Genomic DNA, 23,847 nt, shown 5'->3' on the forward strand with positions numbered 1-23,847 from the left:
TGACGCACAGGTCAGCCTCAGGCAAGCGCGCGATGCAGCCGCTGCCACTCAGACCACGACGAGCAGGAGTTCGTTCTGTCCACCCTAGCGACGTTGACGCAGTTCACCGCCTCTACTGAGGGCGGAGAGTTCCATCCACCATCGATCGCCGAGTTCTTCCCCCCGGCACTGTTCTTCGACGGAACGATCTTCGAGTTCAACCGGATCATGCTCGTCCGCGTCATCGCGGCCGTCATCCTCATCTGGCTCTTCGTGGTGGCTGCTCGCCACGCGAAGCTGGTACCGGGTCGATCGCAGAACGTCGCGGAGATCGCGCTCGACTTCGTCCGTGTGAACATCGCCGACGAGATCCTCGGGCACAACTCGCGGAAGTACGTCGCGATGCTGACGACGATCTTCTTCGCGATCCTTGCTTTCAACATCACGGGGATCATCCCGCTCCTCAACATCGCTGGGACGTCGCTGTTCGGTCTGCCGGTACTGCTCGCCCTCTGGGTGTACGTCGTGTACCTGGCCTCCGGGATCAAGAAGTTCGGGCTCGGTGGCTACCTCAAGAACAGCCTGTTCCCGCCCGGTGTGCCGTGGTTCCTCTACTTCCTCATCACGCCGATCGAGATCCTTCAGGTCTTTGTCTTCCGGCCGGCGACGCTCGCGCTGCGACTCACCGCCAACATGATCGCAGGACACCTCCTGCTGGTCCTCTGCTTCGGTGCGACACACTTCTTCTTCTTCGAAGCAGCCGGTGCGCTCAAGGCCATGGGCATCGTGTCCCTCGTCGCCGGGTTCGGCTTCACCTTGTTCGAGCTCCTCGTAGCCGTCCTTCAGGCGTACGTGTTCACCTTGCTCGCCGCGGTCTACATCTCCATGGCTGTAGAAGAGGAGCACTGAGGCTGACGCCTCTGCGCACCTCGACCTGCCTCTCCGCACCACACCCACTTACTACGGCCCACACGACGCCCCGACGGGGCGCCCAACGGAAGGATCACCCCAGTGGACACCACCACCACGCTTGCAGAGCTGACCGGAAACATCGCGACGGTCGGCTACGGACTCGGCACGCTCGGCCCGGGCATCGGCCTCGGAATCCTCATCGGCAAGACCGTCGAAGGCATGGCACGTCAGCCTGAGGTCGCAGGCCAGCTCCGCACGACCATGTTCATCGGTGTTGCCTTCGTCGAGCTTCTCGCTCTGCTGGGTATCGTCGCTGGCTTCCTCTTCGTCGCCTGATGTCAACCCTGGGAGCAGTCGGAGCGATCCTGGCCGCGGCCGGGGAAGAAGAGGTCGAAGGTATCCGACTGTTCATCCCCGCGAACTACGACATCATCTGGTCTGCTGTCGTCTTGATCCCGATCGCGTGGATGTTCTACAAGCTGGTTCTCCCGAAGTTCACGGAGATCCTCGACGAACGCACCGCGCTGATCGAGGGCGGTCTTCACCAGGCAGAGGCGAAGCAGGCAGAAGCCGATGCTCTGCTGGCCGAGTACAAGGCGCAGCTTCTCGAGGCTCGCACCGAGGCAGCACGCATCCGTGAGGACGCGAGGGCCGAGGCCGGGGAGATCGTCACCGAGGCACGGTCCAAGGCCTCTGAAGAGTCTGCACGCATCTTCGAGACTGCACAGCGCCAGATCGAGGCGGAGCGTCAGCAGGCGTCCGTGTCGCTGCGCAACGATGTGGGCACCCTTGCAACCGAGCTGGCTTCCAAGATCGTCGGCGAGTCCCTCGAGGACGCTGCCCGGCAGTCTCGGGTCGTCGACCGTTTCCTCGATGAGCTCGAGGCGTCGGAAGTCAGCACAGCAGCAAAGGGGAACTGATGCGCGGGACCAGCCTGGCGTCGCTCGCCGCGGCGCGGGAGCAGCTCGAGCCCGTTCTCACGGCCGCAGGCGAGAAGTCACAGGTCGTCGGTGACGAGCTCTTTACGGTCGTCGACGCGCTCGACAGCTCGGGGCCGCTCCGACGGTCCCTCTCGGACCCGTCGCGCCCTGCGCAGGACAAGGCCGGCCTCGTCCGGTCGCTGCTGTCGCGTGGGTTCGATCCGAGGACCGTCGACCTTCTCGAAGGTGTTGCACGGTCGCGCTGGTCGACCGAGCGTGATCTGGTCGACGCGGTCGACCACCTCGCTCTCGATGCCTACCTCGCCTCAGCGCAGGCTCGTGGAGCCCTCGAGACCGTGGAGAGCGAGCTCTTCCAGGTCACACGTGGACTGGTCGGTCAGCGCGACGTCCGTCGGGCTCTGTCCGACAGCTCGACAGCCTCGACCCGGCGCGTCCAGCTCGTCGACGACCTGCTCGAGGGCAAGGTGGACCCGGTCACGCTCGCGGTCTGCCGTCGAGCGACGGCAACCCCTCGCGGTGAGCGTTTCGTGCCGGCGCTGGTCCGGGTCGGTGACATGGCAGCAGCGCGGCGCCACAAGCGTGTCGCGACGGTCTCGGTCGGTGCTGAGCTGTCCGCTGAGCAGGAAGGCAGGCTTCGTCGGCTCCTCGCAGAGTCCTACGGCGCTCAGATCCAGCTCAACGTCACCGTCGACCCGGAGGTCATCGGCGGGCTGCGTGTGCAGGTCGGTTCCGACGTCCTCGACTCGACGGTCCTCGCGCGTCTTGCTGACGCGCGTCGGCAGCTGGCTGGATGATCACGCACCTACAGCACGGCCGACCCCGTCGGCACAACAGACATGCAAGTACGACCGCACATGCGGCCACGACAGGAGAAGAGCAATGGCTGAGCTGACGATCCGGCCCGAGGAGATTCGGGCCGCGCTGGACAGCTTCGTGAAGTCCTACACACCTGAGTCCGTCGTCACAGAAGAGGTCGGCCGCGTTGTGCTGGCCGGTGACGGCATCGCCCAGGTCGAAGGACTTCCGGGAGCAATGGCCAACGAGCTGCTTCGATTCGAGGATGGCACGCTCGGCCTCGCGCTGAACCTCGACGTCCGACAGATCGGTGTCGTCATCCTCGGTGAGTTCACGGGGATCGACGAAGGCCAGGTCGTCCGTCGGACGGGCGAGGTCCTGTCGGTCGCCGTCGGTGACGGCTACCTCGGTCGTGTGGTCGACCCGCTCGGCATGCCGATCGACGGGCTCGGCGACATCGCGACGACCGGTCGTCGTGCGCTCGAGCTCCAGGCTCCGGGCGTCATGGACCGCAAGTCCGTCCACGAGCCGCTCCAGACCGGGCTCAAGGCGATCGACGCGATGATCCCGATCGGTCGCGGACAGCGCCAGCTGATCATCGGTGACCGTCAGACCGGGAAGACCGCGATCGCGATCGACACGATCATCAACCAGAAGGCGAACTGGGAGACCGGCGACACGACGAAGCAGGTGCGCTGCATCTACGTCGCGATCGGTCAGAAGGGCTCCACGATCGCTGCCGTCCGTGGCGCGCTCGAAGAAGCAGGCGCGATGGAGTACACGACGATCGTCGCGGCCCCCGCCTCTGACCCTGCCGGCTTCAAGTACCTCGCTCCGTACACGGGCTCGGCCATCGGCCAGCACTGGATGTACGAGGGCAAGCACGTCCTCATCGTCTTCGACGACCTGTCGAAGCAGGCTGAGGCGTACCGCGCTGTCTCCCTCCTCCTCCGGCGTCCGCCGGGCCGTGAGGCATACCCGGGAGACGTCTTCTACCTGCACTCCCGTCTCCTCGAGCGTTGTGCAAAGCTCTCGGACGCGCTGGGTGCCGGATCGATGACAGGCCTGCCGGTCATCGAGACCAAGGCGAACGACGTCTCGGCGTACATCCCGACGAACGTCATCTCGATCACCGACGGTCAGATCTTCCTCCAGTCCGACCTCTTCAACGCCGACCAGCGCCCTGCAGTCGACGTCGGCATCTCGGTGTCGCGCGTCGGTGGTTCGGCGCAGATCAAGGCGATGAAGAAGGTCTCTGGGACGCTCAAGCTCGACCTCGCACAGTTCCGCTCTCTCGAGGCGTTCGCGATGTTCGCTTCCGACCTCGACGCCGCGTCCCGTGCCCAGCTCAACCGTGGAGCGCGCCTCCTCGAGCTGCTCAAGCAGCCGCAGTACACGCCGTACCCGATCGAGGACCAGGTCGCATCGATCTGGGCCGGCACGAAGGGCAAGCTCGACGACGTGCCCGTCGAGGACGTCCGTCGTTTCGAGACCGAGATGATCGACCACCTCCGTCGCAACACCGAGGTGCTCACGACGATCGCGTCGACGGGCAAGCTCGAAGAGGCGACCGAGTCGGCGCTCACCGATGCTGTCGAGGAGTTCCGCAACGGCTTCCTCAAGGCTGACGGCTCGCCGCTCGTCGGTGGGGTCGACGAGGACGACGACGCAGCGGCTCCCGTCGAGCAGGAGCAGATCGTCCGACAGAAGAAGGCCTGACGGGTGGCTGGCAACCAGCGCGTCTACAAGGCGCGGATCAAGTCGACACAGTCGCTCAAGAAGATGTTCCGGGCGCAGGAGCTCATCGCTGCGTCACGCATCGGCAAGGCGCGCGCACGAGTCACGGCTTCCGAGCCGTACGCGGACGCGATCACCCGTGCTGTGTCGTCCGTGGCGACGCACACGGACGTCAACCACCCACTGACGTCTGAGCGTCCCGCTGCGCCTCGCGTCGCGGTGCTCCTCATCGCGTCGGACCGCGGGATGGCAGGGGCCTACTCGGCGAGCGCGATCCGTGAGGCCGAACGTCTCATCGAACGCCTCACCGAGCAGGGCAAGGAGATCGACCTCTACGTCAGCGGTCGCCGTGCGCTCGCCTACTACCACTTCCGTGGGCGTCCGATCGTCCAGTCCTGGACGGGTGCGTCCGACGCGCCGACCCCCGAGACCGCGGAAGACATCGCAGACACGCTCCTCGAAGCCTTCCTCGATGACCAGAACGACGGTGTCGGCGAGCTGCACGTCGTCTACATGCAGTTCGTCAACATGGTTACCCAGCGTCCTCGCGTCATCCGGATGCTCCCACTCGAGGTCGTCGACGGCGTCGCACCGGTCGAACCGGCTCAGACGCTTCCGCTCTACGACTTCGAGCCGACACCGGACGCAGTACTCGACGCTCTCCTGCCGCGGTACGTCCGCAGCAGGATCTACAGCTGCCTGCTCCAGGCGGCGGCCTCGGAGCTCGCCTCGCGTCAACGTGCGATGCACACCGCGACGGAGAACGCCGAGGACCTCATCCGTCTCTACACACGGCTCGCCAACCAGGCACGTCAGGGTGAGATCACCCAGGAGATCAGCGAGATCGTCTCAGGCGCCGATGCGCTTGCCGCGTCGTGACCGAGACATGATGACTACAGCACCCAGACCCAGCACAGACCCCGCCGGAGCTACCTCCGGCCCAGCGAAGCGAGGCCAGTCATGACCGCCACCGTCGAAGCTCCGGTCGACTCCAAGGCTGGGCCGGGCGTGGGCCGCGTTGCCCGCGTCATCGGTCCTGTCGTGGACATCGAGTTCCCGGCCGATGCCATCCCCGAGATGTACAACGCACTCACCGTGGAGATCGACCTCTCCGCCCAGGGGGAGTCCGAGAAGTCCTTCGTCCTGACGCTCGAGGTAGCCCAGCACCTGGGCGACTCGCTCATCCGGGCGATCGCGCTCAAGCCCACCGACGGACTCGTCCGCGGTGCCGTGGTCACCGACACGGGGGCGCCGATCAGCGTGCCCGTCGGCGACGTGACCAAGGGACACGTCTTCGACGTGACCGGCGAGATCCTCAACGCGAAGCCCGGCGAGAAGATCGAGATCACCGAGCGCTGGCCGATCCACCGCAAGCCGCCGCCCTTCGACCAGCTCGAGTCGAAGACGACGATGTTCGAGACCGGCATCAAGGTCATCGACCTCCTCACCCCGTACGTCCAGGGTGGGAAGATCGGCCTCTTCGGTGGTGCAGGAGTCGGAAAGACCGTCCTCATCCAGGAGATGATCTACCGTGTCGCGAACAACCACAACGGTGTCTCCGTGTTCGCCGGCGTCGGCGAGCGCACCCGTGAGGGCAACGACCTCATCGAAGAGATGACCGAGTCGGGCGTCATCAAGCAGACCGCGCTCGTGTTCGGCCAGATGGACGAGCCGCCAGGCACGCGTCTTCGTGTCGCGCTCTCGGCTCTGACGATGGCCGAGTACTTCCGCGACGTGCAGAAGCAGGACGTGCTGCTCTTCATCGACAACATCTTCCGCTTCACGCAGGCGGGCTCCGAGGTCTCCACGCTGCTCGGGCGCATGCCGTCCGCGGTCGGCTATCAGCCGAACCTGGCCGACGAGATGGGTCAGCTCCAGGAGCGCATCACGTCGACACGTGGACACTCGATCACCTCGCTCCAGGCGATCTATGTCCCCGCCGACGACTACACCGACCCCGCGCCGGCGACGACGTTCGCTCACCTCGACGCGACGACCGAGCTCTCCCGCGAGATCGCATCGCGTGGTCTGTACCCGGCTGTCGACCCGCTCGCCTCGTCGTCGCGCATCCTCGACCCGCGCTATGTGGGCCAGGCGCACTACGACACGGCGACGCGCGTCAAGCAGATCCTCCAGCGCAACAAGGAGCTGCAGGACATCATCGCGATCCTCGGTGTCGACGAGCTCTCCGAGGAGGACAAGACGGTCGTCTCACGTGCCCGTCGCATCCAGCAGTTCCTCTCGCAGAACACGTACATGGCCGAGCAGTTCACGGGCGTGGCCGGTTCAACCGTCCCGATGTCCGAGACGATCGAGGCTTTCTCGAAGATCGCTGACGGAGAGTTCGACCACATGGCCGAGCAGGCGTTCTTCAACATCGGTGGTCTTGAGGACCTCGAGCGCAACTGGGCGCGGATCCAGAAGGAGTACGGCGTCTGATCCAGGCGTCCTACCCCTCCCGCTCCAGCACTGAGATCTGAAGGAGAACACACGTGGCACAGCTCGAGGTCGACCTCGTGGCAGCAGACCGCAAGGTCTGGTCCGGACCGGCTCGCCAGGTCAGCGCGCCGGCCGCCGACGGTGAGATCGGCATCCTCCAGGGGCACTCACCGCTGCTCGCAGTCCTGCGGGCCGGCCGTGTGCGGATCACCTCGGCGGAGGGTACCCACGTCGAGGCTGTCATCACCGGCGGTTTCATCTCGGTCGACTCGGACACCGTCACGATCGTGGCGGACTCGGTCGAGATGGCCGGCGCCGCAGTCTGACGGACTGATCTCCTGTCGAAGTCGTGAGAATCCTCCTCTGGTGCGTGGTCGGGCTGCTTCTCGTAGCCTTGGTCCTCGTCACATGGGGCTTCTCACGACTTCGTGCTGTCTCCAGGCTCGCGTTCTCCTTCGAGGCCGCTGGGCGGATGTCCGGTCGTGACGAGAGCCAGGCCGTCTGGCACGCAGGGTTCGCCGTGTACCGTGACGACAGGATCGACTGGTGGCGTTCCTGGTCTCTACGACCCCGACCGCAGCACCAGTGGCTCCGTGAGAATCTCACGATCGTCGGTCGCGTCGAGCTTGCGGACGCGGCGGCTCCGGAGCTGTGGCTCGTCCAGTGTCTCTACGAAGACACGACCTTCGAGCTCACGATGTCCGTCGGCGCCTACTCAGGGTTCTCCTCCTGGCTCGAGTCTGCGCCCCCGAGCCGGCGATATCCCGTCGTGTGACGCCTGCCCGACACCCCACACACCGAAGGAGATCGTCGTGCGTCTCGTCGTCGCCCGTTGTTCGGCCCACTACACCGGTCGGTTGTCCGCACACCTTCCGCTCGCGACCCGTCTCCTCGTCGTCAAAGCAGACGGCAGCGTGCTGCTGCATTCCGACGGCGGCTCGTACAAGCCGCTCAACTGGATGAGCCCACCGTGCTCCATGGCAGTCTCGGTGCCCGACGAGGACGCCGTCGCTCGGGGAGTGACGCAGGTCTGGGCGGTGCAGCACGCGAAGAGCGACGACCGGCTCGAGATCGAGCTGCACGAGGTCGTGCACGACTCGTCGCACTCGCTCGGGATCGATCCTGGACTCATCAAGGACGGCGTCGAGGCCCACCTCCAGGCGATGCTCGCGGAACAGATCGAGCTGCTCGGAACAGGACACACCCTGGTCCGGCGGGAGTATCCCACCGCGATCGGGCCCGTCGACATCCTGGCGCGAGACAGCACGGGGGGCACGGTCGCGATCGAGATCAAGCGCCGTGGAGACATCGACGGTGTCGAGCAGCTCACGCGATACCTCGAGCTGCTCAACCGGGATCCGCACCTCGCCCCGGTCCGTGGCGTGTACGCCGCGCAAGAGATCAAGCCTCAGGCACGGGTGCTGGCCACCGACCGGGGTATCACCTGCGTCCTCCTCGACTATGCCGCGATGAAGGGCACCGACGACGTGGACTCGCGTCTCTTCTGAGACCTCGCACCCCGTCAGGTCACCGTGCGACGGGTACCAGGCCGTCTCGCAGCGCTGTTGCCAGCGAGGGTGAGAGCGGTGCCTGGGGGAAGAGCGTGGCCTGAAACGCATGGTAGATGTCGGGCTTTCCTGGCCAGACAGCAGCAGACGGTGTGCCGGTCGTGTCGAGCTCGTGGTGCCATGAGCCGTGGACCGGGTCGACAAAGCTGTCGGCGGCGTGTCCCCACCACCGGGCGTAGTCGCGCGCGTACGCCTCGTCGCCCGTGGCACGGAAGAGCGCCGCGGCGGCGCCGATCGCCTCGGCGACGACCCAGTGCATGCGGGTCTCGACCACCGGAGCACCCACCCAGTCCGTCGTGTACACGAACCCGTGGTGTCCGGTCGCGCTCACGCGCCAACCGTCCTCGACCGCTCGGGCGTAGAGGGCACGGGCAGCAGGGACGAGCCACTCCGGTGCGTCAGACCCGAGAGCCGCATCGAGGTGGAGGAGGAGCCGTGACCACTCGATGCCGTGCCCGATCGTCGCACCGTACGGCTTGAACGGATCGTCGGGTGTGTCGGCGTTGAGCTCGAGGAGGGGGTTCCAGGCCTCGTCGAAGTGCTCGGGGATCCGCCACTCGTGCAGCGGCGCCCAGTCGCACGCGACGTACCGGGCGACGCCCAGTGCGCGCTGCGTCCATCGTGAGTCGCCGGTGACGTCTCCTGCGGCCAGGAGCGCCTCGACCGCGTGCATGTTCGCGTTGACGCCGCGGTAGGGGTCGAGGACGGTCCACGACGAGCTCCACTCGTCGACGTGCAGTCCGGAGCGTTCGTCGTAGAACTTCTCGTCGAGGACAGCGAGGGCATCGGTCAGCAGCGCGTCGGCACCGTCGAGCCCTGCCGCCACGGCGGTGCTCGCCGCGAGAACGACGAAGGCGTGGGCGTACGCGCTCTTCGAGTCGTCGACCGTGCCGTCGGCGCCGATTGAGGCGAACCACCCGCCGTGAGCGTCGTCGTGCAGGCGACCGCGAAGCGCGTCGAGGGCAGCCTGAGCGCGGCGCGCAGATCCAGGAACTCCCATGAGGTGGCCGAGCCCGTAGACGTGCACCATCCGGCAGGTGATCCAGGTGAAGACCGGCTGGGTCTCGTCGACGGTGCCGTCGTCCCCGAGCCAGCCGGAACCACCGGCGCTCGACTCGACGTCCTGCCCGAACGCGAGCAGGCCATGGGCATGGTCGGTGAGCCAGACACGGTGGAGGGCGCTGTCGAGCCAGGTCTGGGGCTGTCCGGATGTCGCGGAGGCTGTGGTGGGGGTGGTCGTGGTCATAGGACTGCTCCAGTGTTCTCGGTGACGGACGGTGGGCGGGGGAGCCCTGCACGGCGGCGTAGCCAGGTGATCTGCTTGGCGAGCTGGAAGCCTTGGCCGCCTTCGTGCTGGTTGAAGGGATAGACCTCCATCGAGAGGTCGAGGGTGTCGACGCTCGTGACGGCGCGCGAACCATAGAGGTTGTGGGCGCTGTACACGGTGGACGGCGGGCAGATCGGGTCCATGAGCGCGACCGAGAAGAGCGCAGGTGCGCTCGCGCGACGCGCATGGTTGACGGCGTCGACGTACGAGAGCGTGCGGAACGCCTGGTCGGCGTGCTCGCGGTGGACGGAGAGGTAGGTGGTGATCTCGGCGTACGGGTCGGTGTCGACGAGCGCGACAGCCCTGCGGTAGTTGCACAGGAAGGGGACGTCGGCCATGACGGCCATGAGGTCGGGGACCAGGCCCGCGACGGCGAGCGCGATCCCGCCGCCTTGGCTCACTCCGGCGACTGCGACGCGTGCGCTGTCGACGCGTGCCAGGTTACGCACGGCGTCGACTGCCCGGACGGCGTCGGTGAACACGCGTCGGTAGTAGTGCTCGGCAGGGTCGAGGATCCCGCGAGTCAGGAATCCGGGCACGGCTGGACCGCTCCCGACGGGGTCGGGTGTGTCCCCTCCGTGTCCCCACCGGCTGCCTTGGCCGCGAATGTCCATGACGAGGTGGGCGAACCCTGCTGCAGCCCACACGAGATGGTCGTGGGCGAGGCCGCGGCCACCGCCGTAGCCGGTGTACGTCACGATGCCTGGCAGGTTCGTGCCTCCACGAGGGAGGGTGAGCCATGCGTTGATCCGCTGGCCGTCGAAGCCGTTGAAGGAGAGGTCGAAGACCTCGACGAGGTCGAGACCAGGGTCGACCTGCTCGGCCCGGACATCGAGCGGGAACGTGCGTGCCCTGGCGAGTGTTGTGGACCAGAAGTCGTCGAAGTCTGCTGGTTCGTCGACCTCCGGCAGGTAGGCGGGCAGTACTGTGGCGTCGAGGTCGTAGAAGGCCATGGGCATCTCCAGACGTCCCGGCAGGTTCCGGGTCGGCATGCGGGTCGTGGGCAGGGGGCTGGCGCGACGTGCTTCTCGGGGCGGTGGGTCTCTAGTGCGAGAGCGAGCCGAGCTCGCTCCGGACGCTCCCGGCGTGATCGAGCGTCGTCAGGGGGGCCGTGCGTTGCGGGACGAGCTCGGACTGGAGGACCATCGCAGCACCTCCGATCGCGGGCGCGGTGTCGGCAGCATGGGAGAGGCGGACGTCGACGGCATGGCTCGTGCGTGCGAAGAAGGACTGTTCGAGCAGCTCCCGGACCGCCGGGACGTAGATGTGGCTCGCCGCGGCGAAGCTGGCACCGGTGAGCACGAGGAGACGGACGTCGAGAAGGTTGACGACGGTGTGGGCGGCGACGGCGAGGTAGCGTGCTGATCTCTCGAGGATCTGGCGGGCTCCGACGACTCCGTTGCGCGAGGAACGCGCGATCGCGGCGAACTGCATGGCGATGGACGCGCCGTCTGGGAGCCGGTCGAGCCCAGCGGCGCGGGCCACGCGTGGGTCGGCCCACGCCGCGTCGACGACGGCCGCCGGCCCGGCGAGCACCTCGACGCAGCCACGCATCCCGCACCAGCAGACGGGTCCGTCGATGTTGAGGCTCGTGTGCCCGATCTCCCCGGCGTTGCCGCTGGCCCCGCGGTAGGCCACGCCGTCGAGAAGGAATCCGGCGCCGATGCCTGTCCCCATGTACAGGGCCGCGAATGTCGTCTCTCCGCTCGTGCCGCCGGACCAGTACTCGCCGATCGCTGATGCGGTGGCGTCGTTGTCGAGCAGCACGGGAAGTCCTGTGAGCCGTTCGAGCTCGGTGTCGAGCGGGAAGTCTTCCCACGAGCGCATGGAGGGCGGGGTCGGGTTCATGCCGTTGGTCGAGGTGAGCGGCCCGGGGGAGACGAGGCCGAGGCCGAGGACCTTTGAACGGTCGACCCCGATCCCGGTGATGAGCAGATCGATCTCTCGTGCCATGCGCTCGAGGACCTGGGCAGGTTCTGTGGTGGCAGGCCCAGGCCGAGTCATGCGTGCGACGGGGGCGCCCGCGAGATTCGTCACTGCGTAGGTGATCCCGGAGTGGTCGAGGTGGGCGCCTACCGCGTACCGGGCTGACTGGTTGAGCTCGAGGAGGGTGCGGGGCTTCCCGCCGGTCGACTCGGCTCGACCGATCTCGACGACGAGATCGTCGTCGAGGAGGCGGCGGACCACGGTGGAGACCGTCGCGCCGGTGAGACCGGTGGCCCGGGTGAGCCCGACGCGACTGATGGTGCCGGTCCTGCGGATCGCGTCGAGCACCACGGAGGTGCTCGCGCCCGGGGGACGCCTCGGTTCCGGGTGGTTCACGGCTGCTCCCTCGTCTCGACCGGCTGGGACACCGGACCGGGTCGTCGTGGGCGCCTTGGTCGTGTCTCTCGCGGGGGCGCCCGACCTGCTTTATTCGGGTGCTTAACAATGTAGCAAACGCTCGACCTGTGCGGCGTCAGGGGTCGCGCGTGTCTGTAGAGGTCGATCCTCTGGTCTTGACTTACTTTCTTCATCTGCTTAAGAATGTCCGTGAGGCCGGACGGTCTCGGCCTTGCGGGGTCACAGGTTTCGTCGGCACACGGCAGTGCCGACGCAGAGAGGATCAATGATGTTCCCTCACTCACGACGCACCAGAGCGGCTGCCCTCACAGCCCTCGCCTCAGTCATCGGTCTGACGGCCGCATGCTCGTCCAGCAGCGGCGAGTCGAACGACGACGGTGTCATGGCCGGCGAGATCACCGTTCTGACCTGGCGCACGGACCTCCTCGAAGACGGCACGCTCGACGGCTACAAGGCTGCGTTCGAGAAGAAGTACCCGGACGTCACCGTCGAGTTCGAAGGCATCACGGACTACGAGGGCGAGGTCCGCACGCGCATGAACACCGACGACTACGGCGATGTCCTCGGGATCCCGGGCACCATCACGCCCGAGCAGCTTCCCGACTTCTTCGAGCCGCTCGGCACCACGGAGGAGCTCGCGCAGACGTACCGCTTCATCAACGACAAGTCGTTCGACGGCAACGGCTACGGCATCGCCGTCGTCGGCAACGCCCAAGGCCTCGTCTACAACAAGGCCGTGTGGGAAGCAGCGGGCATCACCGAGCTGCCCACCACGCCCGAGGAGTTCATCGCTGACCTCGCGGCCATCGCCGACTCCACGGACGCGGTCCCGCTGTACACCAACTATGCCGCCAGCTGGCCGGTCACCCAGTGGGACGGCCACCGAGGATCGATCACGTGCGACGAAGAGTTCAACCGAGAGCTTCCTCAGGACGACGCCCCCTGGAGCGAGGGCAAAGATCTCTACGTCATCGACTCGGTCCTCTGGGACGCAGCCGAGGGCGGATTCATCGAGGACGATCCCACGACGACCGACTGGGAAGCGTCCAAGGGCATGCTCGGCACGGGTGAGATAGCAACGATGGCACTTGGATCCTGGGCGATCGGCCAGATGCAGGAGGCTGCAGAAGATCCTGCTGACATCGGCTACATGCCGTTCCCGAACCAGGTCGGCGGCACCTTCTGCTCGAGCATCGGTGGCGACTACAACCAGGCGATCAACATCCACTCGGATCACAAGGAGGAGGCCCGCGCCTGGATCGACTGGTTCAACTCCGAGTCGGGCTATGCGGAGTCGCAGGGCGGGCTGTCACCGCTCCTCGAGGGGGACATGCCCACCACCCTCGCTGACTTCGCCGCGCTCGGCGACGATCTCGTGTACCTCGAACAGCTCCCCGCCGAGCCCGGCAAGGAGACGCTGGTGACAGACATCGACAACACTGCGGAGATCGGTCTGCAGAAGGAGATCTACCGCAAGGCGCTCATCGATGCGGCTCGGGGGCAGACAGACGAGACGAAGGACGAGTTCTTCGCCGACCTCAACACCCGTTGGGCCGAGGCCCGTGCGAGCGTCGTGAGCTGACCGGTGCAACCGGAAGCGGACCTGCGACGACTGCCGATGCGCACACCCGTGATCTCGAGGCGTCCCAGGACAGGCTGGGGGTGGCGCGGGACCCCCTACATGTTCCTCGCCGTCCCCGTCTTCCTGCTCGTCGTGTTCACCTACGTCCCGGTGGCGAACATGTTCTGGTACTCCCTCACGGACTGGGACGGTCTGGACAAGACGAAGAGCTTCGTCGGGCTCGACAACTACGTGTCGGTGTTCACCCGGCCTGAGCTCTTCCGGGTCTTCTACGTCAGCCTCTACTACTTCGCTGCGTCGTTCGTCCAGATGGCGCTCGCCCTCTATTTTGCGACGCTCCTCAGCTTCAGCACGAGGTTTCGCAACGTCTTCAAGGGGATCCTCTTCTTCCCCTATCTCGTCAACGGCGTCGCCATCGGCTTCATCTTCTTGTACTTCTTCCGGCCAGACGGCACGCTCGACGCACTTTTGGATGTCGTCGGCCTCGGCGAGCTCAGCAGACCGTGGCTCGGCGATCGGGACGTCGTGAACATCTCTCTCGCGAGCACGTCGGTCTGGCGATACATGGGCCTGAACTTTGTGCTCTTCCTCGGAGCGATCCAGTCCATCCCGGGCCAGCTCTACGAGGCCGCGGAGCTCGACGGCGCAAACAGGTGGCAGCAGTTCCGCTTCATCATCGCGCCGGGCATCCGACCGATCATCGGCCTGTCGTTCATCCTCGCGATCTCTGGAAGCCTCGCCGTCTTCGAGATCCCGTTCATCATGACCGGCGGCTCGAACGGCTCCGAGACCTTCGTCATCCAGACGGTGAGCTCCGCGTTCAAGTTCTCGAAGGTCGGTCTCGCTTCTGCGATGGCCGTCGTCCTCTTGGCGATCGTGCTGGTCATCACATGGATCCAACGCACGATCCTCCCCGAAGAGAAGGTGAACCTCACGTGACCGCGTTCTCTGCGAGAGTCGGCAAGTACGTATCCCTGGTGCTGGCCTCGGCGCTCACGCTCCTCCCGATCGTCGTCATCGTCATGGCGTCGTTCAAGACGAACGAGGAGCTCCAGGACAGCGGTCCGTTCGACCTGCCGAGCGGGCTGAGCCTCGCCAACTATGTGACGGCATTCACCAAGGGACGGATGCTGGAGGCGTTCGCCAACACGACCTTCATCCTGCTCGTCTCCGTCACCGGGACGATCATCATCGGGACGATGGCCGCCTACGCCATCGATCGCTTCGAGTTCCGGTTGAAGAAGACGGTCGTCGTCGCGTTCCTCCTGGCGACCCTCGTCCCAGCCGTCACCACGCAGGTGGCGACCTTCCAGGTGGTGAACAGTCTCGGGCTGTTCAACACGCGTGGCGCGGTCATCGTGCTCTTCCTCGGGACAGACATCGTCTCGATCTACATCTTCATCCAGTTCATGCGGAGCATCCCCAAAGAGCTCGACGAGGCTGCGGTGCTCGACGGCGCAAACCACGTGATGATCTACCGCGCGATCATCCTGCCGCTGCTCAAGCCGGCGATCGCGACAGTGATCATCATCAAGGGCATCGCGGTCTACAACGAGTTCTACATCCCCTTCCTCTACATGCCGGCCCGGGACCTCGGCGTCATCTCCACGTCGCTCTTCCGCTTCAAGGGACCGTTCGGGGCACAGTGGGAGATCATCGCGGCAGGAGTCATCATCGTCATGATCCCGACGCTCGTGGTGTTCCTCGCACTCCAGCGCTTCATCTACAACGGCTTCACGTCAGGCGCGACGAAGTAGACGATCGGAAAGACATACCTGACTCGACCACAGCACGACGACGCGACCCAGGAGCGACGAACGATGATCAGCGAGACCCTGCACGACGGCTGGACCCTCCGCGCCACCCACGGCCCTGTACCCGCCGAGATCAGCGGGCGCGTCGTCCCGGCCGAGGTCCCCGGAACCGCTCACACAGCCCTCATGGCCGTCGGGCTCGTCCCTGACCCCTACCTGGACCTCAACGAGAGACACCTTGCGTGGATGCACCGGACCGCGTGGCGCTACGAGCTCACGTTCCGGTCGCACCCCGCAACCGTGCACGAGCAGGTCGACCTCGCGTTCGACGGCATCGACACCGTCGCCCGGGTGCGCCTCAACGGGACAGAGATCGGCCGTACCGCCAACCAGCACCGGTCCTACCGGTTCGACGTGACCGCGCTCGTCCGCGAGGGAGAGAACCACCTCGTCGTCGACCTGCGTCCCGCGATCGAGTACGCGCACGAGCAGGCCGCTGCCCTCGGTCTGCGCCCGCGCGCCTACGACCACCCGTTCAACATGGTCCGCAAGATGGCGTGCAGCTTCGGGTGGGACTGGGGCCCCGACCTCCAGACCGCCGGGCTGTGGAAGCCCGTGCGGCTCGAACGCTGGGTCTCGGCGCGGCTCGCCCAGGTCCGCCCGCTCGTCACGGTCGACGAGCACGGGACAGGTCACATCCACGTCCATGTCGACATCGAGCACACCGCGGAACCCGGTCTCGAGCACCACGGCGAGACCGTCGTGACCGCCGCGCTCGCGGAGGGGCACGGTCTCGGCGACCACGTCGCGACGGTCGAGCTGGCGCCGGGCGCACGCTCGGCGGTCGTCCACCTCGACGTTCCTGGGGTGCCGTTGTGGTGGCCCGCCGGGTATGGCGAACATCCCCTGTTCACTCTGGAGGTCGTCCTCGGCACCACCGACGGCGGACGGCTCGACACCTACACCCGACGCGTCGGTTTCCGGACGGTCGAGATCGACACCGCGCCGGACGAGATCGGCACGCCGTTCACCCTCGTGGTCAACGGAGAGCGGCTCTTCGTCAAGGGCGCGAACTGGATCCCCGACGACCACCTGCTCACGCGGATCACGCGCGAGCGTCTGGCACGGCGCGTGGACCAGGCGCTCGATGCGAACATGAACCTCCTGCGGGTCTGGGGCGGCGGCATCTACGAGAGCGAGGACTTCTACGACGTCTGCGACGAGCGTGGCGTCATGGTCTGGCAGGACTTCCTCCTCGCGTGCGCGGCCTACCCCGAGGAAGAACCTCTCTGGAGCGAGCTCGAGGCGGAGGCTCGGGAGAACGTCGCGAGGCTGACGCCGCACGCGTCGCTCGTGGTGTGGAACGGCGGGAACGAGAACCTCTGGGGCTTCGTGGACTGGGACTGGCAAGACGACCTTGCTGGCCGTACGTGGGGTCACCGGTACTACACCGAGCTGTTCCCCGCGATCCTTGCAGAGCTGGACCCGACCCGGCCGTACTGCGACGGCAGCCCGTACAGTCCGGGCTTCTCCGACGACGTGGCGCAGGGGACGCCTGCGGTCCATCCGAACGACGCGAACCACGGGACGCGCCACGAGTGGGAGGTCTGGAACCGCCAGGACTACTCGGCCTACCTCGACGTCGTCCCGCGCTTCTGCTCGGAGTTCGGTTTTCAGGGCCCACCCACGTGGACGACGCTCACGCGCTCGATCCCCGCGTCGGCCCTCCACAAGGACTCGCCCGAGTTCTTGCTGCACCAGAAGGCCGAGGACGGCAACGCCAAGCTCGACCGCGGGCTCGCACCGCACCTGGGCGTGCCCGAGAGGTTCGAGGACTGGCACTGGGCGACGCAGCTCAACCAGGCTCACGCGGTGCAGCTGGCCATCGAGCACTTCCGGTCGTGGTGGCCGCGGACGGCTGGTGCGATCGTCTGGCAGCTCAACGACTGCTGGCCGGTCACCTCGTGGGCGGCGATCGACGGCGACGAGCGGCCGAAGCCGCTCTTCTATGCACTCCGCCACGCGTATGCCGACAGGCTCCTCACGGTGCAGCAGCGTGACGGGGCGGCGACCCTCGTCGTCGTCAACGACTCGGCCGAGCCGTGGGTGGGGACCGTCCTCGTGCGTCGTGCTGGCCTCGACGGTGCGGAGCTCGCCCGCGTCGAGCGCGCGGTCGACGTGGCACCGCGCAGCACGTGGTCCCTCACGATGCCCACCTCGGTGACAACAGCTGTGGAACCGTCGCACGAGGTGGTCGTCGCAGAGCTCGACGGAGTGCGGACGGTCCACGCTCTCGTCGAGCCGAAGGACCGTGCTCTCGACCCTGGTGCGCTCGGCGTCGTGGTCCGTGCGACCGACACCGGCGTGGAGATCGTCGTCTGCGCGTCGAGCCTCGCGGTCGACGTCGCTGTCATGGCGGACCGGATCAGTCCCGAGGCCGTGGTCGACGACATGCTGGTCACGCTGCTCGCCGGGGAGTCGCGGACGTTCTCGGTGACCACAGCCGAGCCGGTCGACGCGGCGCGTGTCGCGGAGCTCTCTGCGCCTGGTGCGCTCGATCTCGTCCTGCGGTCCGCCAACGCTCTCGTCCAGCACCCGACGGACGGGAGGCGGTAGTCTCGCGGAGGCTGTCCGGCGCCGCCAGGGCGCCCGCGAACGAGGAGTGAGATGTCTAGCGACGCCCCCACGGGTCTGCCCGCGCCTCCGAGCCCGTCCCACGGTGCCGTCGGCATGGTCCGCACCGCGTCTCGCCGGGTGGTGACCGTCGAGCCCTTCTTCATGGAGTTCATCGCCGGCGTCGAGGAGGTCCTCGCGGTCCACGACCTGTCCGTCCTTCTCGCGGTCGTCGCGGACGAGGATGCCGAGCGCCGCACCTACGAGCGCTGGGCACGGTCGCGCCTCGTCGATGCGGTCATGGTCGTCAACGTCCGTGACGACGACGACCGGCCGGCGCTCCTCGCGGCGCACGGCATCCCCACCGTCATGGTCGGCCGGTGGGACGACGAGCCGTCGCTGCCGTCGGTCCGCGCAGACGACCTGGCCGCGATGAACGAAGCCGCCGGGTATCTCCTCGAGCTGGGGCACCGGACGCTCGCCCACGTGACCGGCCCGAGCGTCTACCTGCACACGCAGGCTCGGGTTCGAGCGCTGACGCAGGTGTGTGCGTCGTACGGAGTCGTGCCGGTGACGGTCGAGGGTGACTACTCGGACGACGCGGGGGAGCGGATCACCCGTGAGCTCCTCGAGCGCTCGCCCCGGCCGACAGCGATCGTCTTCGACAACGACGTCATGGCGGTCGCCGGGCTCCACGTCGCCCACGAGCTGGGCATCGCCGTCCCGGGCGAGCTCTCGCTCCTCGGCTGGGACGACTCTCCGTTGTGCCGACTGACTCAGCCACCGCTCTCGACGATGAGTCTCGATGTCCACGAGATGGGCCGTCTCGTGGGCGGAGCGGTGCTCGAGACCATCGAGGGCTCCGCGCAGGTGAAGGGCTCTGTCGTCACCGCTCGTCTCATCGTGCGCGGGTCGACCGCCGCGCCCTTGCCTGCCTGAACCTGAACCGACCTGAACCGACCTGAACGAGGAGTGTCCACCATCGTGAACGTTGTGCCGCACGTCCAGCCGCAACAGACCACCGAGAACCGACAGTTTCCGTCTGCCTTCCTCTGGGGGTCCGCGACGGCGTCCTACCAGATCGAAGGGGCAGCCGACGAGGGAGGCCGGGGGAGGTCCATCTGGGACACGTTCTCCCACACCCCGGGCAAGACGCTCGGTGGGGACACCGGAGACGTTGCGGACGATCACTATCACCGATGGGCCGAGGACGTCGAGCACATCCGCAGGCTCGGTCTGGGCGCCTACCGCTTCTCGATCTCCTGGTCACGGGTCCAGCCCGGAGGGTCGGGAGACTTCAACCCGGAGGGCATCGCGTTCTACTCCGCTCTCGTCGACGCGCTCATCGCCGCGGGGGTGAAGCCGGTCGTCACGCTCTATCACTGGGACCTTCCCCAAGAGCTCGAGGACGAGGGAGGGTGGACCAACCGGGCGACGGCCTACGCTTTCGCCGAGTACGCACGCCGGATGGCTGTCGAGCTCGGAGACCGGATCGACGTCTGGACCACGCTCAACGAACCGTGGTGCTCTGCCTACCTCGGCTACGGCTCGGGGGTGCATGCGCCGGGTCGCACCGAGGCTGAGGGTGCGCTCCGGGCGGTCCACCACCTCAATCTCGCGCACGGCCTCGCCGGACGGGCCATCCGAGACGTTCTCGGTGAGAGCGTGCGGTTGTCCGTGACGCTCAATCTTCATGTCATCCGCCCGGCAGACCCCACCAGCGAGGGTGACCTCGATGCGGTGCGCCAGATCGACGCGCTCGCGAACCGCGCCTTCCTCGGCCCCATGCTCGACGGGTCCTATCCGGCGGACCTGCTCGTCGACACGGCCGCGGTGAGCGACTGGTCGTTCGTCGAGGAGGGGGACACGCAGATCGCGAACATCGGGCTCGACGTCCTCGGCATCAACTACTACTCGACCGTCCAGGTCCGGCGGGTGCTGGACGGGGGCCCGGTGATCGCGCGCAACGACGGCCACGGCGCGGCTGCGGCGAGCCCGTGGATCGGCGTCACGGACATCGAGTTCGTCCAGCAGCCTGGCCCCTACACGGCCATGGGGTGGAACATCGAGCCGGCGGGCATGACGGAGCTGTTGCTCTCTGTGCACCGGGCCTACCCGGACCAGCAGCTCATGGTCACCGAGAACGGCGCGGCATTCCACGACGAGGTGGGTGCGGACGGCCACGTCCATGACATGGATCGCGTCGCGTACCTCCACGACCACATCGACGCGGTCGGGCAGGCGATCGACGCCGGTGCGGACGTCCGTGGCTACTTCGCATGGTCGCTGCTCGACAACTTCGAGTGGGGATATGGCTACGACCGCCGGTTCGGGATCATCCGTGTCGACTACGAGACGCTCGAGCGCACGTGGAAGGACTCAGCGTTCTGGTACCGCTCGCTGGCCGTCTCGGGGCGCCTGCCGTCGACGTCGGAGATCGTGTACGACGTCGCCTGAGCACCCAGCGACCGGCCGTGCTCCTGGTGACGTGCGACACGCCGCCGAGCAGGTCGGGTGGGTGAAAACGGGGTGCTCCTCACGGGCTGCCCACCGGCTGTGGACGACGCTCGTCCACAGCCGGTGGACAGCCTTCGTGCGTTCCGGGGAGCGCGCGGGCATCGGGTCGATACGGCAGTCTTCGGCACGATGTCAGTGGTCTGCAGGAGACTGAGGGGACCGCACGAGGAGGTGCGGGCTCGGCCCGGCAGGGCGGTCCGACTGCTTGTCCACACGTCGTCCACAGGGCACGTGACGCGTACGGTCGGGTGTGGCACACCGAACAGCAAATCCCTACACCTAGGGGGTGACCGGGAGGTGAACCCCTAGGTATAGTGGTTCCACGCCAGACGCCGAGAAGCGTCAGGCGAATGACACAGACGTAGTTACAGGCGCGTCGTTCGAGGTCACGGGCTGCACAGGCCCTGTCTGACCACACGGCGACGCCAGCGCGACGCCGACCCGCAGCACAGCGGCTGTACAGCAGCCCTACACACCCAGGAGACGGACGAATGAGCATCACGGTCTACAGCAAGCCGGCATGCGTCCAGTGCGACGCGACCTACCGAGCCCTCGACAAGAAGGGCATCGAGTACTCGATCGTCGACATCAGCCAGGACCCAGAAGCGCTGGAGATGGTGCGTGGGCTCGGCTACCTGCAGGCACCCGTGGTGGTTGCTGGCAACGAGCACTGGTCGGGCTTCCGCCCCGACCAGATCAACGCTCTCGCAGCAAAGGTCTCCATCGCTGCCGCCTGACGGTGGCGGAACCAACCAGCACGACGAAGGACCGGTGACATGGCGAGCCTCGTGTATTTTTCGAGCACGTCCGAGAACACCCACCGGTTCGTGCAGCGGCTCGGTCTACCGGCCCAGCGCATCCCGGTGCGACCCACAGAAGATTTTCTCCAGGTCGACGAGCCGTATGTGCTCGTCGTGCCGACCTACGGCGGCGGCAACGAGGGCGGCGCCGTACCTCGTCAGGTGGTGAAGTTTCTCAACGACGAGCGCAACCGCTCGCTCGTTCGCGGTGTCATCGCCGCCGGCAACACGAACTTTGGCTCTGCTTATTGCATCGCCGGCAGGATCGTCGCCGCCAAGTGCGACGTCCCGTACCTGTACGGCTTCGAGCTTCTTGGAACTGCTGAGGACGTCTTGCACGTCCGTGAAGGATTGGATCAGTTTTGGCAACGACAGTCACAGATTCCGGCGTAGAGGTCGACTATCACTCGCTCAACGCGATGCTCAACCTCTACGGGCCTGACGGCGAGATCCAGTTCGACAAGGATCGACAGGCCGCACGGCAGTACTTCCTCCAGCACGTCAACCAGAACACGGTCTTCTTCCACACGCTTGACGAGAAGCTCGAGTATCTCGTCGAGAACAAGTACTACGAGCCTGAGATCCTCGCGAAGTACGACGCGGCCTTCATCAAGAGCCTCTTCGCTTCCGCGTACTCGAAGAAGTTCCGTTTCGAGACGTTCCTCGGTGCGTTCAAGTACTACACCTCGTACACGCTCAAGACGTTTGACGGCAAGCGATACCTCGAGCGCTTCGAGGACCGTGTGTCGATGGTCGCCCTCACGCTGGCCGACGGCGACGAGCAGACCGCGCTCAACATCGTCGACGAGATCATCTCCGGACGCTTCCAGCCGGCGACACCGACGTTCCTCAACTCGGGCAAGGCCCAGCGCGGCGAGGCGGTCTCCTGCTTCCTCCTGCGCATCGAGGACAACATGGAGTCGATCGCTCGCGGCATCAACTCTGCGTTGCAGCTCTCGAAGCGCGGCGGCGGCGTGGCCCTGCTCCTCAGCAACATCCGTGAGCACGGCGCGCCGATCAAGCACATCGAGAACCAGTCCTCCGGTGTCATCCCCGTGATGAAGCTCCTCGAAGACTCCTTCTCCTACGCCAACCAGCTCGGAGCGCGTCAGGGAGCAGGGGCCGTCTACCTGCACGCCCACCACCCGGACATCATGCGGTTCCTCGACACCAAGCGTGAGAACGCCGACGAGAAGATCCGGATCAAGACCCTCTCCTTGGGTGTCGTCATCCCGGACATCACCTTCGAGCTGGCCCAGAAGAACGAGGACATGTACCTCTTCTCCCCGTACGACGTCGAGCGCGTCTACGGCAAGCCGTTCGCCGACGTCGCGATCTCGGAGAAGTACCGCGAGATGGTCGACGACGGTCGGATCCGCAAGACGAAGATCAAGGCCCGTGAGTTCTTCCAGACGCTCGCCGAGCTGCAGTTCGAGTCCGGCTACCCCTACGTCATGTTCGAAGACACGGTCAACGCCGCGAACCCGATCAAGGGCCGGATCACGCACTCGAACCTCTGCTCCGAGATTCTTCAGGTCTCGACGCCGTCGACCTACAACACGGACCTGTCCTACTCGCACGTCGGGCGCGACATCTCGTGCAACCTCGGGTCGCTCAACATCGCGAAGGCGATGGACTCTCCGGACCTCGCCAAGACGATCGACACCGCGATCCGTGCCCTGACGGCGGTCTCGGACCAGACGAGCATCGAGTCGGTCCCGTCGATCAAGCGTGCCAACGAGTCCGGTCACGCGATCGGTCTGGGCCAGATGAACCTGCACGGGTATCTCGCCCGCGAGCGTGTCTTCTACGGTTCGGACGAGGGCATCGACTTCACGAACATGTACTTCTACACCGTGGCGTTCCACGCGATCGCCGCGTCGAACCGACTGGCGATCGAGCGGTCGCGGGCTTTCGGCGGCTTCGAGGACTCCACGTACGCGAGCGGGGCGTACTTCGACAAGTACACCGAGCAGGAGTGGGCCCCCGCGACAGCTCGGGTCGCTGAGCTCTTCGCGACCGCTGGCGTGGACATCCCGACCCAGGACGACTGGCGCGCGCTCAAGGCCTCGGTCATGGAGCACGGCATCTACAACCAGAACCTCCAGGCTGTTCCTCCGACCGGGTCGATCAGCTACATCAACAACTCGACCTCGTCGATCCACCCGATCGCGTCGAAGATCGAGATCCGCAAGGAAGGCAAGCTCGGGCGCGTCTACTACCCGGCGCCGTACCTGACGAACGACAACCTGGAGTACTACCAGGACGCGTACGAGATCGGTTACGAGAAGATCATCGACACGTACGCCGCGGCGACGCAGCACGTGGACCAGGGGCTGTCCCTGACGCTGTTCTTCAAAGACACCGCGACGACTCGTGACGTCAACCGGGCGCAGATCTACGCGTGGCGCAAGGGCATCAAGACGCTCTACTACATCCGTCTGCGCCAGATGGCCCTCGAAGGAACCGAGGTGGAAGGGTGCGTCTCGTGCATGCTGTGACCGTGCGACACGCACCGAGCCCCCGACGGCACGACGACT

The 23,847-nt window shown here is 66.3% G+C and carries 22 protein-coding genes; 19 read left to right on the forward strand and 3 right to left on the reverse strand.

Annotated elements, in window-relative coordinates:
* The first annotated feature begins 93 nt into the window (after positions 1–93).
* The 10 genes from atpB (at position 94) to nucS (ending at position 8,311) form a co-directional block, all read left to right on the forward strand.
* On the forward strand, positions 94–888 hold the full coding sequence (gene atpB, locus ATL42_RS02250; RefSeq protein ID WP_245862015.1) for a F0F1 ATP synthase subunit A: 795 nt from the start codon (positions 94–96) through the stop codon (positions 886–888).
* Between the two features lie 102 nt (positions 889–990).
* Positions 991–1,227, forward strand: a complete 237-nt coding sequence (gene atpE / locus ATL42_RS02255; protein ID WP_098453962.1) for a F0F1 ATP synthase subunit C — start codon at positions 991–993, stop codon at positions 1,225–1,227.
* Positions 1,227–1,811 carry a F0F1 ATP synthase subunit B gene (locus ATL42_RS02260; RefSeq protein WP_098453963.1) on the forward strand — a complete coding sequence of 195 codons (585 nt, stop codon included), beginning with the start codon at positions 1,227–1,229 and terminating at the stop codon, positions 1,809–1,811. Before atpE ends, ATL42_RS02260 begins: the two co-directional genes overlap by 1 nt.
* Positions 1,811–2,626: a F0F1 ATP synthase subunit delta gene (locus ATL42_RS02265; RefSeq protein ID WP_098453964.1), complete on the forward strand. Its 816-nt coding sequence runs from the start codon at positions 1,811–1,813 to the stop codon at positions 2,624–2,626. Before ATL42_RS02260 ends, ATL42_RS02265 begins: the two co-directional genes overlap by 1 nt.
* An 85-nt stretch (positions 2,627–2,711) precedes the next feature.
* Positions 2,712–4,346, forward strand: a complete 1,635-nt coding sequence (gene atpA, locus ATL42_RS02270) for a F0F1 ATP synthase subunit alpha (protein WP_098453965.1) — start codon at positions 2,712–2,714, stop codon at positions 4,344–4,346.
* Positions 4,347–4,349: 3 nt separating this feature from the next.
* On the forward strand, positions 4,350–5,243 hold the full coding sequence (locus ATL42_RS02275) for a F0F1 ATP synthase subunit gamma (RefSeq protein ID WP_098453966.1): 894 nt from the start codon (positions 4,350–4,352) through the stop codon (positions 5,241–5,243).
* A gap of 81 nt (positions 5,244–5,324) precedes the next feature.
* Complete coding sequence (atpD, locus tag ATL42_RS02280) at positions 5,325–6,803, forward strand: F0F1 ATP synthase subunit beta (RefSeq protein WP_098453967.1); 1,479 nt, start codon at positions 5,325–5,327, stop codon at positions 6,801–6,803.
* A 53-nt stretch (positions 6,804–6,856) separates the two neighbouring features.
* Entirely contained in the window at positions 6,857–7,129 is a 273-nt protein-coding gene (locus ATL42_RS02285) for a F0F1 ATP synthase subunit epsilon (RefSeq protein WP_098453968.1), read from the forward strand.
* Positions 7,130–7,152: 23 nt separating this feature from the next.
* Positions 7,153–7,578, forward strand: coding sequence for a DUF2550 domain-containing protein (locus tag ATL42_RS02290; protein WP_098453969.1), 426 nt, complete (start codon positions 7,153–7,155; stop codon positions 7,576–7,578).
* A 37-nt stretch (positions 7,579–7,615) separates the two neighbouring features.
* Positions 7,616–8,311, forward strand: coding sequence for an endonuclease NucS (nucS, locus tag ATL42_RS02295; RefSeq protein ID WP_098453970.1), 696 nt, complete (start codon positions 7,616–7,618; stop codon positions 8,309–8,311).
* A gap of 19 nt (positions 8,312–8,330) precedes the next feature.
* Here nucS and ATL42_RS02300 read toward each other — a convergent pair whose 3' ends face one another.
* The 3 genes from ATL42_RS02300 to ATL42_RS02310 form a co-directional block, all read right to left on the reverse strand.
* Positions 8,331–9,617, reverse strand: coding sequence for an AGE family epimerase/isomerase (locus ATL42_RS02300; RefSeq protein ID WP_098453971.1), 1,287 nt, complete (start codon positions 9,615–9,617; stop codon positions 8,331–8,333).
* Entirely contained in the window at positions 9,614–10,651 is a 1,038-nt protein-coding gene (locus ATL42_RS02305) for an acetylxylan esterase (protein WP_098456264.1), read from the reverse strand. Before ATL42_RS02305 ends, ATL42_RS02300 begins: the two co-directional genes overlap by 4 nt.
* 91 nt (positions 10,652–10,742) lie before the next feature.
* A complete protein-coding gene (locus ATL42_RS02310) occupies positions 10,743–12,020 on the reverse strand; it encodes an ROK family transcriptional regulator (protein WP_098453972.1) in 1,278 nt (425 codons plus the stop codon).
* A 289-nt stretch (positions 12,021–12,309) separates the two neighbouring features.
* On the opposite strand from ATL42_RS02310, the gene ATL42_RS02315 reads away from it, so the two are divergent.
* From ATL42_RS02315 to nrdE, 9 genes are all read left to right on the forward strand, one after another.
* Positions 12,310–13,623 (forward strand): ABC transporter substrate-binding protein, encoded by a 1,314-nt coding sequence (locus ATL42_RS02315; RefSeq protein WP_098456265.1) that lies wholly within the window; start codon positions 12,310–12,312, stop codon positions 13,621–13,623.
* A 36-nt stretch (positions 13,624–13,659) separates the two neighbouring features.
* On the forward strand, positions 13,660–14,562 hold the full coding sequence (locus ATL42_RS02320; RefSeq protein WP_098453973.1) for a carbohydrate ABC transporter permease: 903 nt from the start codon (positions 13,660–13,662) through the stop codon (positions 14,560–14,562).
* A complete protein-coding gene (locus ATL42_RS02325) occupies positions 14,559–15,380 on the forward strand; it encodes a carbohydrate ABC transporter permease (RefSeq protein WP_245862016.1) in 822 nt (273 codons plus the stop codon). Before ATL42_RS02320 ends, ATL42_RS02325 begins: the two co-directional genes overlap by 4 nt.
* A 63-nt stretch (positions 15,381–15,443) precedes the next feature.
* On the forward strand, positions 15,444–17,993 hold the full coding sequence (locus ATL42_RS02330; RefSeq protein WP_098453975.1) for a glycoside hydrolase family 2 protein: 2,550 nt from the start codon (positions 15,444–15,446) through the stop codon (positions 17,991–17,993).
* Positions 17,994–18,044: 51 nt separating this feature from the next.
* The gene (locus tag ATL42_RS02335; RefSeq protein WP_098453976.1) at positions 18,045–18,929 is read left to right on the forward strand and encodes a LacI family DNA-binding transcriptional regulator; all 885 of its coding nucleotides are present in this window, start codon (positions 18,045–18,047) and stop codon (positions 18,927–18,929) included.
* 45 nt (positions 18,930–18,974) lie between these two features.
* Entirely contained in the window at positions 18,975–20,447 is a 1,473-nt protein-coding gene (locus ATL42_RS02340; RefSeq protein WP_245862019.1) for a GH1 family beta-glucosidase, read from the forward strand.
* Positions 20,448–20,998: 551 nt separating this feature from the next.
* Complete coding sequence (nrdH, locus tag ATL42_RS02345) at positions 20,999–21,244, forward strand: glutaredoxin-like protein NrdH (RefSeq protein WP_098453977.1); 246 nt, start codon at positions 20,999–21,001, stop codon at positions 21,242–21,244.
* 39 nt (positions 21,245–21,283) lie between these two features.
* Positions 21,284–21,700 (forward strand): class Ib ribonucleoside-diphosphate reductase assembly flavoprotein NrdI, encoded by a 417-nt coding sequence (gene nrdI, locus ATL42_RS02350; protein WP_098453978.1) that lies wholly within the window; start codon positions 21,284–21,286, stop codon positions 21,698–21,700.
* On the forward strand, positions 21,670–23,808 hold the full coding sequence (nrdE, locus tag ATL42_RS02355) for a class 1b ribonucleoside-diphosphate reductase subunit alpha (RefSeq protein ID WP_098453979.1): 2,139 nt from the start codon (positions 21,670–21,672) through the stop codon (positions 23,806–23,808). Before nrdI ends, nrdE begins: the two co-directional genes overlap by 31 nt.
* Positions 23,809–23,847: the final 39 nt, after the last annotated feature.

Origin of the sequence: Sanguibacter antarcticus, assembly GCF_002564005.1 — a bacterium.
Classification (GTDB): domain Bacteria; phylum Actinomycetota; class Actinomycetes; order Actinomycetales; family Cellulomonadaceae; genus Sanguibacter; species Sanguibacter antarcticus.

Coding starts and splice junctions, on each gene's coding strand:
- ATL42_RS02260 (WP_098453963.1), top strand. CDS start 1,227: ATGTCAACCCTGGGAGCAGTCGGAGCGATCCTGGCCGCGGCCGGGGAA.
- ATL42_RS02265 (WP_098453964.1), top strand. CDS start 1,811: ATGCGCGGGACCAGCCTGGCGTCGCTCGCCGCGGCGCGGGAGCAGCTC.
- atpA (WP_098453965.1), top strand. CDS start 2,712: ATGGCTGAGCTGACGATCCGGCCCGAGGAGATTCGGGCCGCGCTGGAC.
- atpD (WP_098453967.1), top strand. CDS start 5,325: ATGACCGCCACCGTCGAAGCTCCGGTCGACTCCAAGGCTGGGCCGGGC.
- ATL42_RS02300 (WP_098453971.1), bottom strand. CDS start 9,617: ATGACCACGACCACCCCCACCACAGCCTCCGCGACATCCGGACAGCCC.
- ATL42_RS02305 (WP_098456264.1), bottom strand. CDS start 10,651: ATGGCCTTCTACGACCTCGACGCCACAGTACTGCCCGCCTACCTGCCG.
- ATL42_RS02315 (WP_098456265.1), top strand. CDS start 12,310: ATGTTCCCTCACTCACGACGCACCAGAGCGGCTGCCCTCACAGCCCTC.
- ATL42_RS02320 (WP_098453973.1), top strand. CDS start 13,660: ATGCGCACACCCGTGATCTCGAGGCGTCCCAGGACAGGCTGGGGGTGG.
- ATL42_RS02330 (WP_098453975.1), top strand. CDS start 15,444: ATGATCAGCGAGACCCTGCACGACGGCTGGACCCTCCGCGCCACCCAC.
- ATL42_RS02335 (WP_098453976.1), top strand. CDS start 18,045: ATGTCTAGCGACGCCCCCACGGGTCTGCCCGCGCCTCCGAGCCCGTCC.
- nrdH (WP_098453977.1), top strand. CDS start 20,999: ATGAGCATCACGGTCTACAGCAAGCCGGCATGCGTCCAGTGCGACGCG.
- nrdI (WP_098453978.1), top strand. CDS start 21,284: ATGGCGAGCCTCGTGTATTTTTCGAGCACGTCCGAGAACACCCACCGG.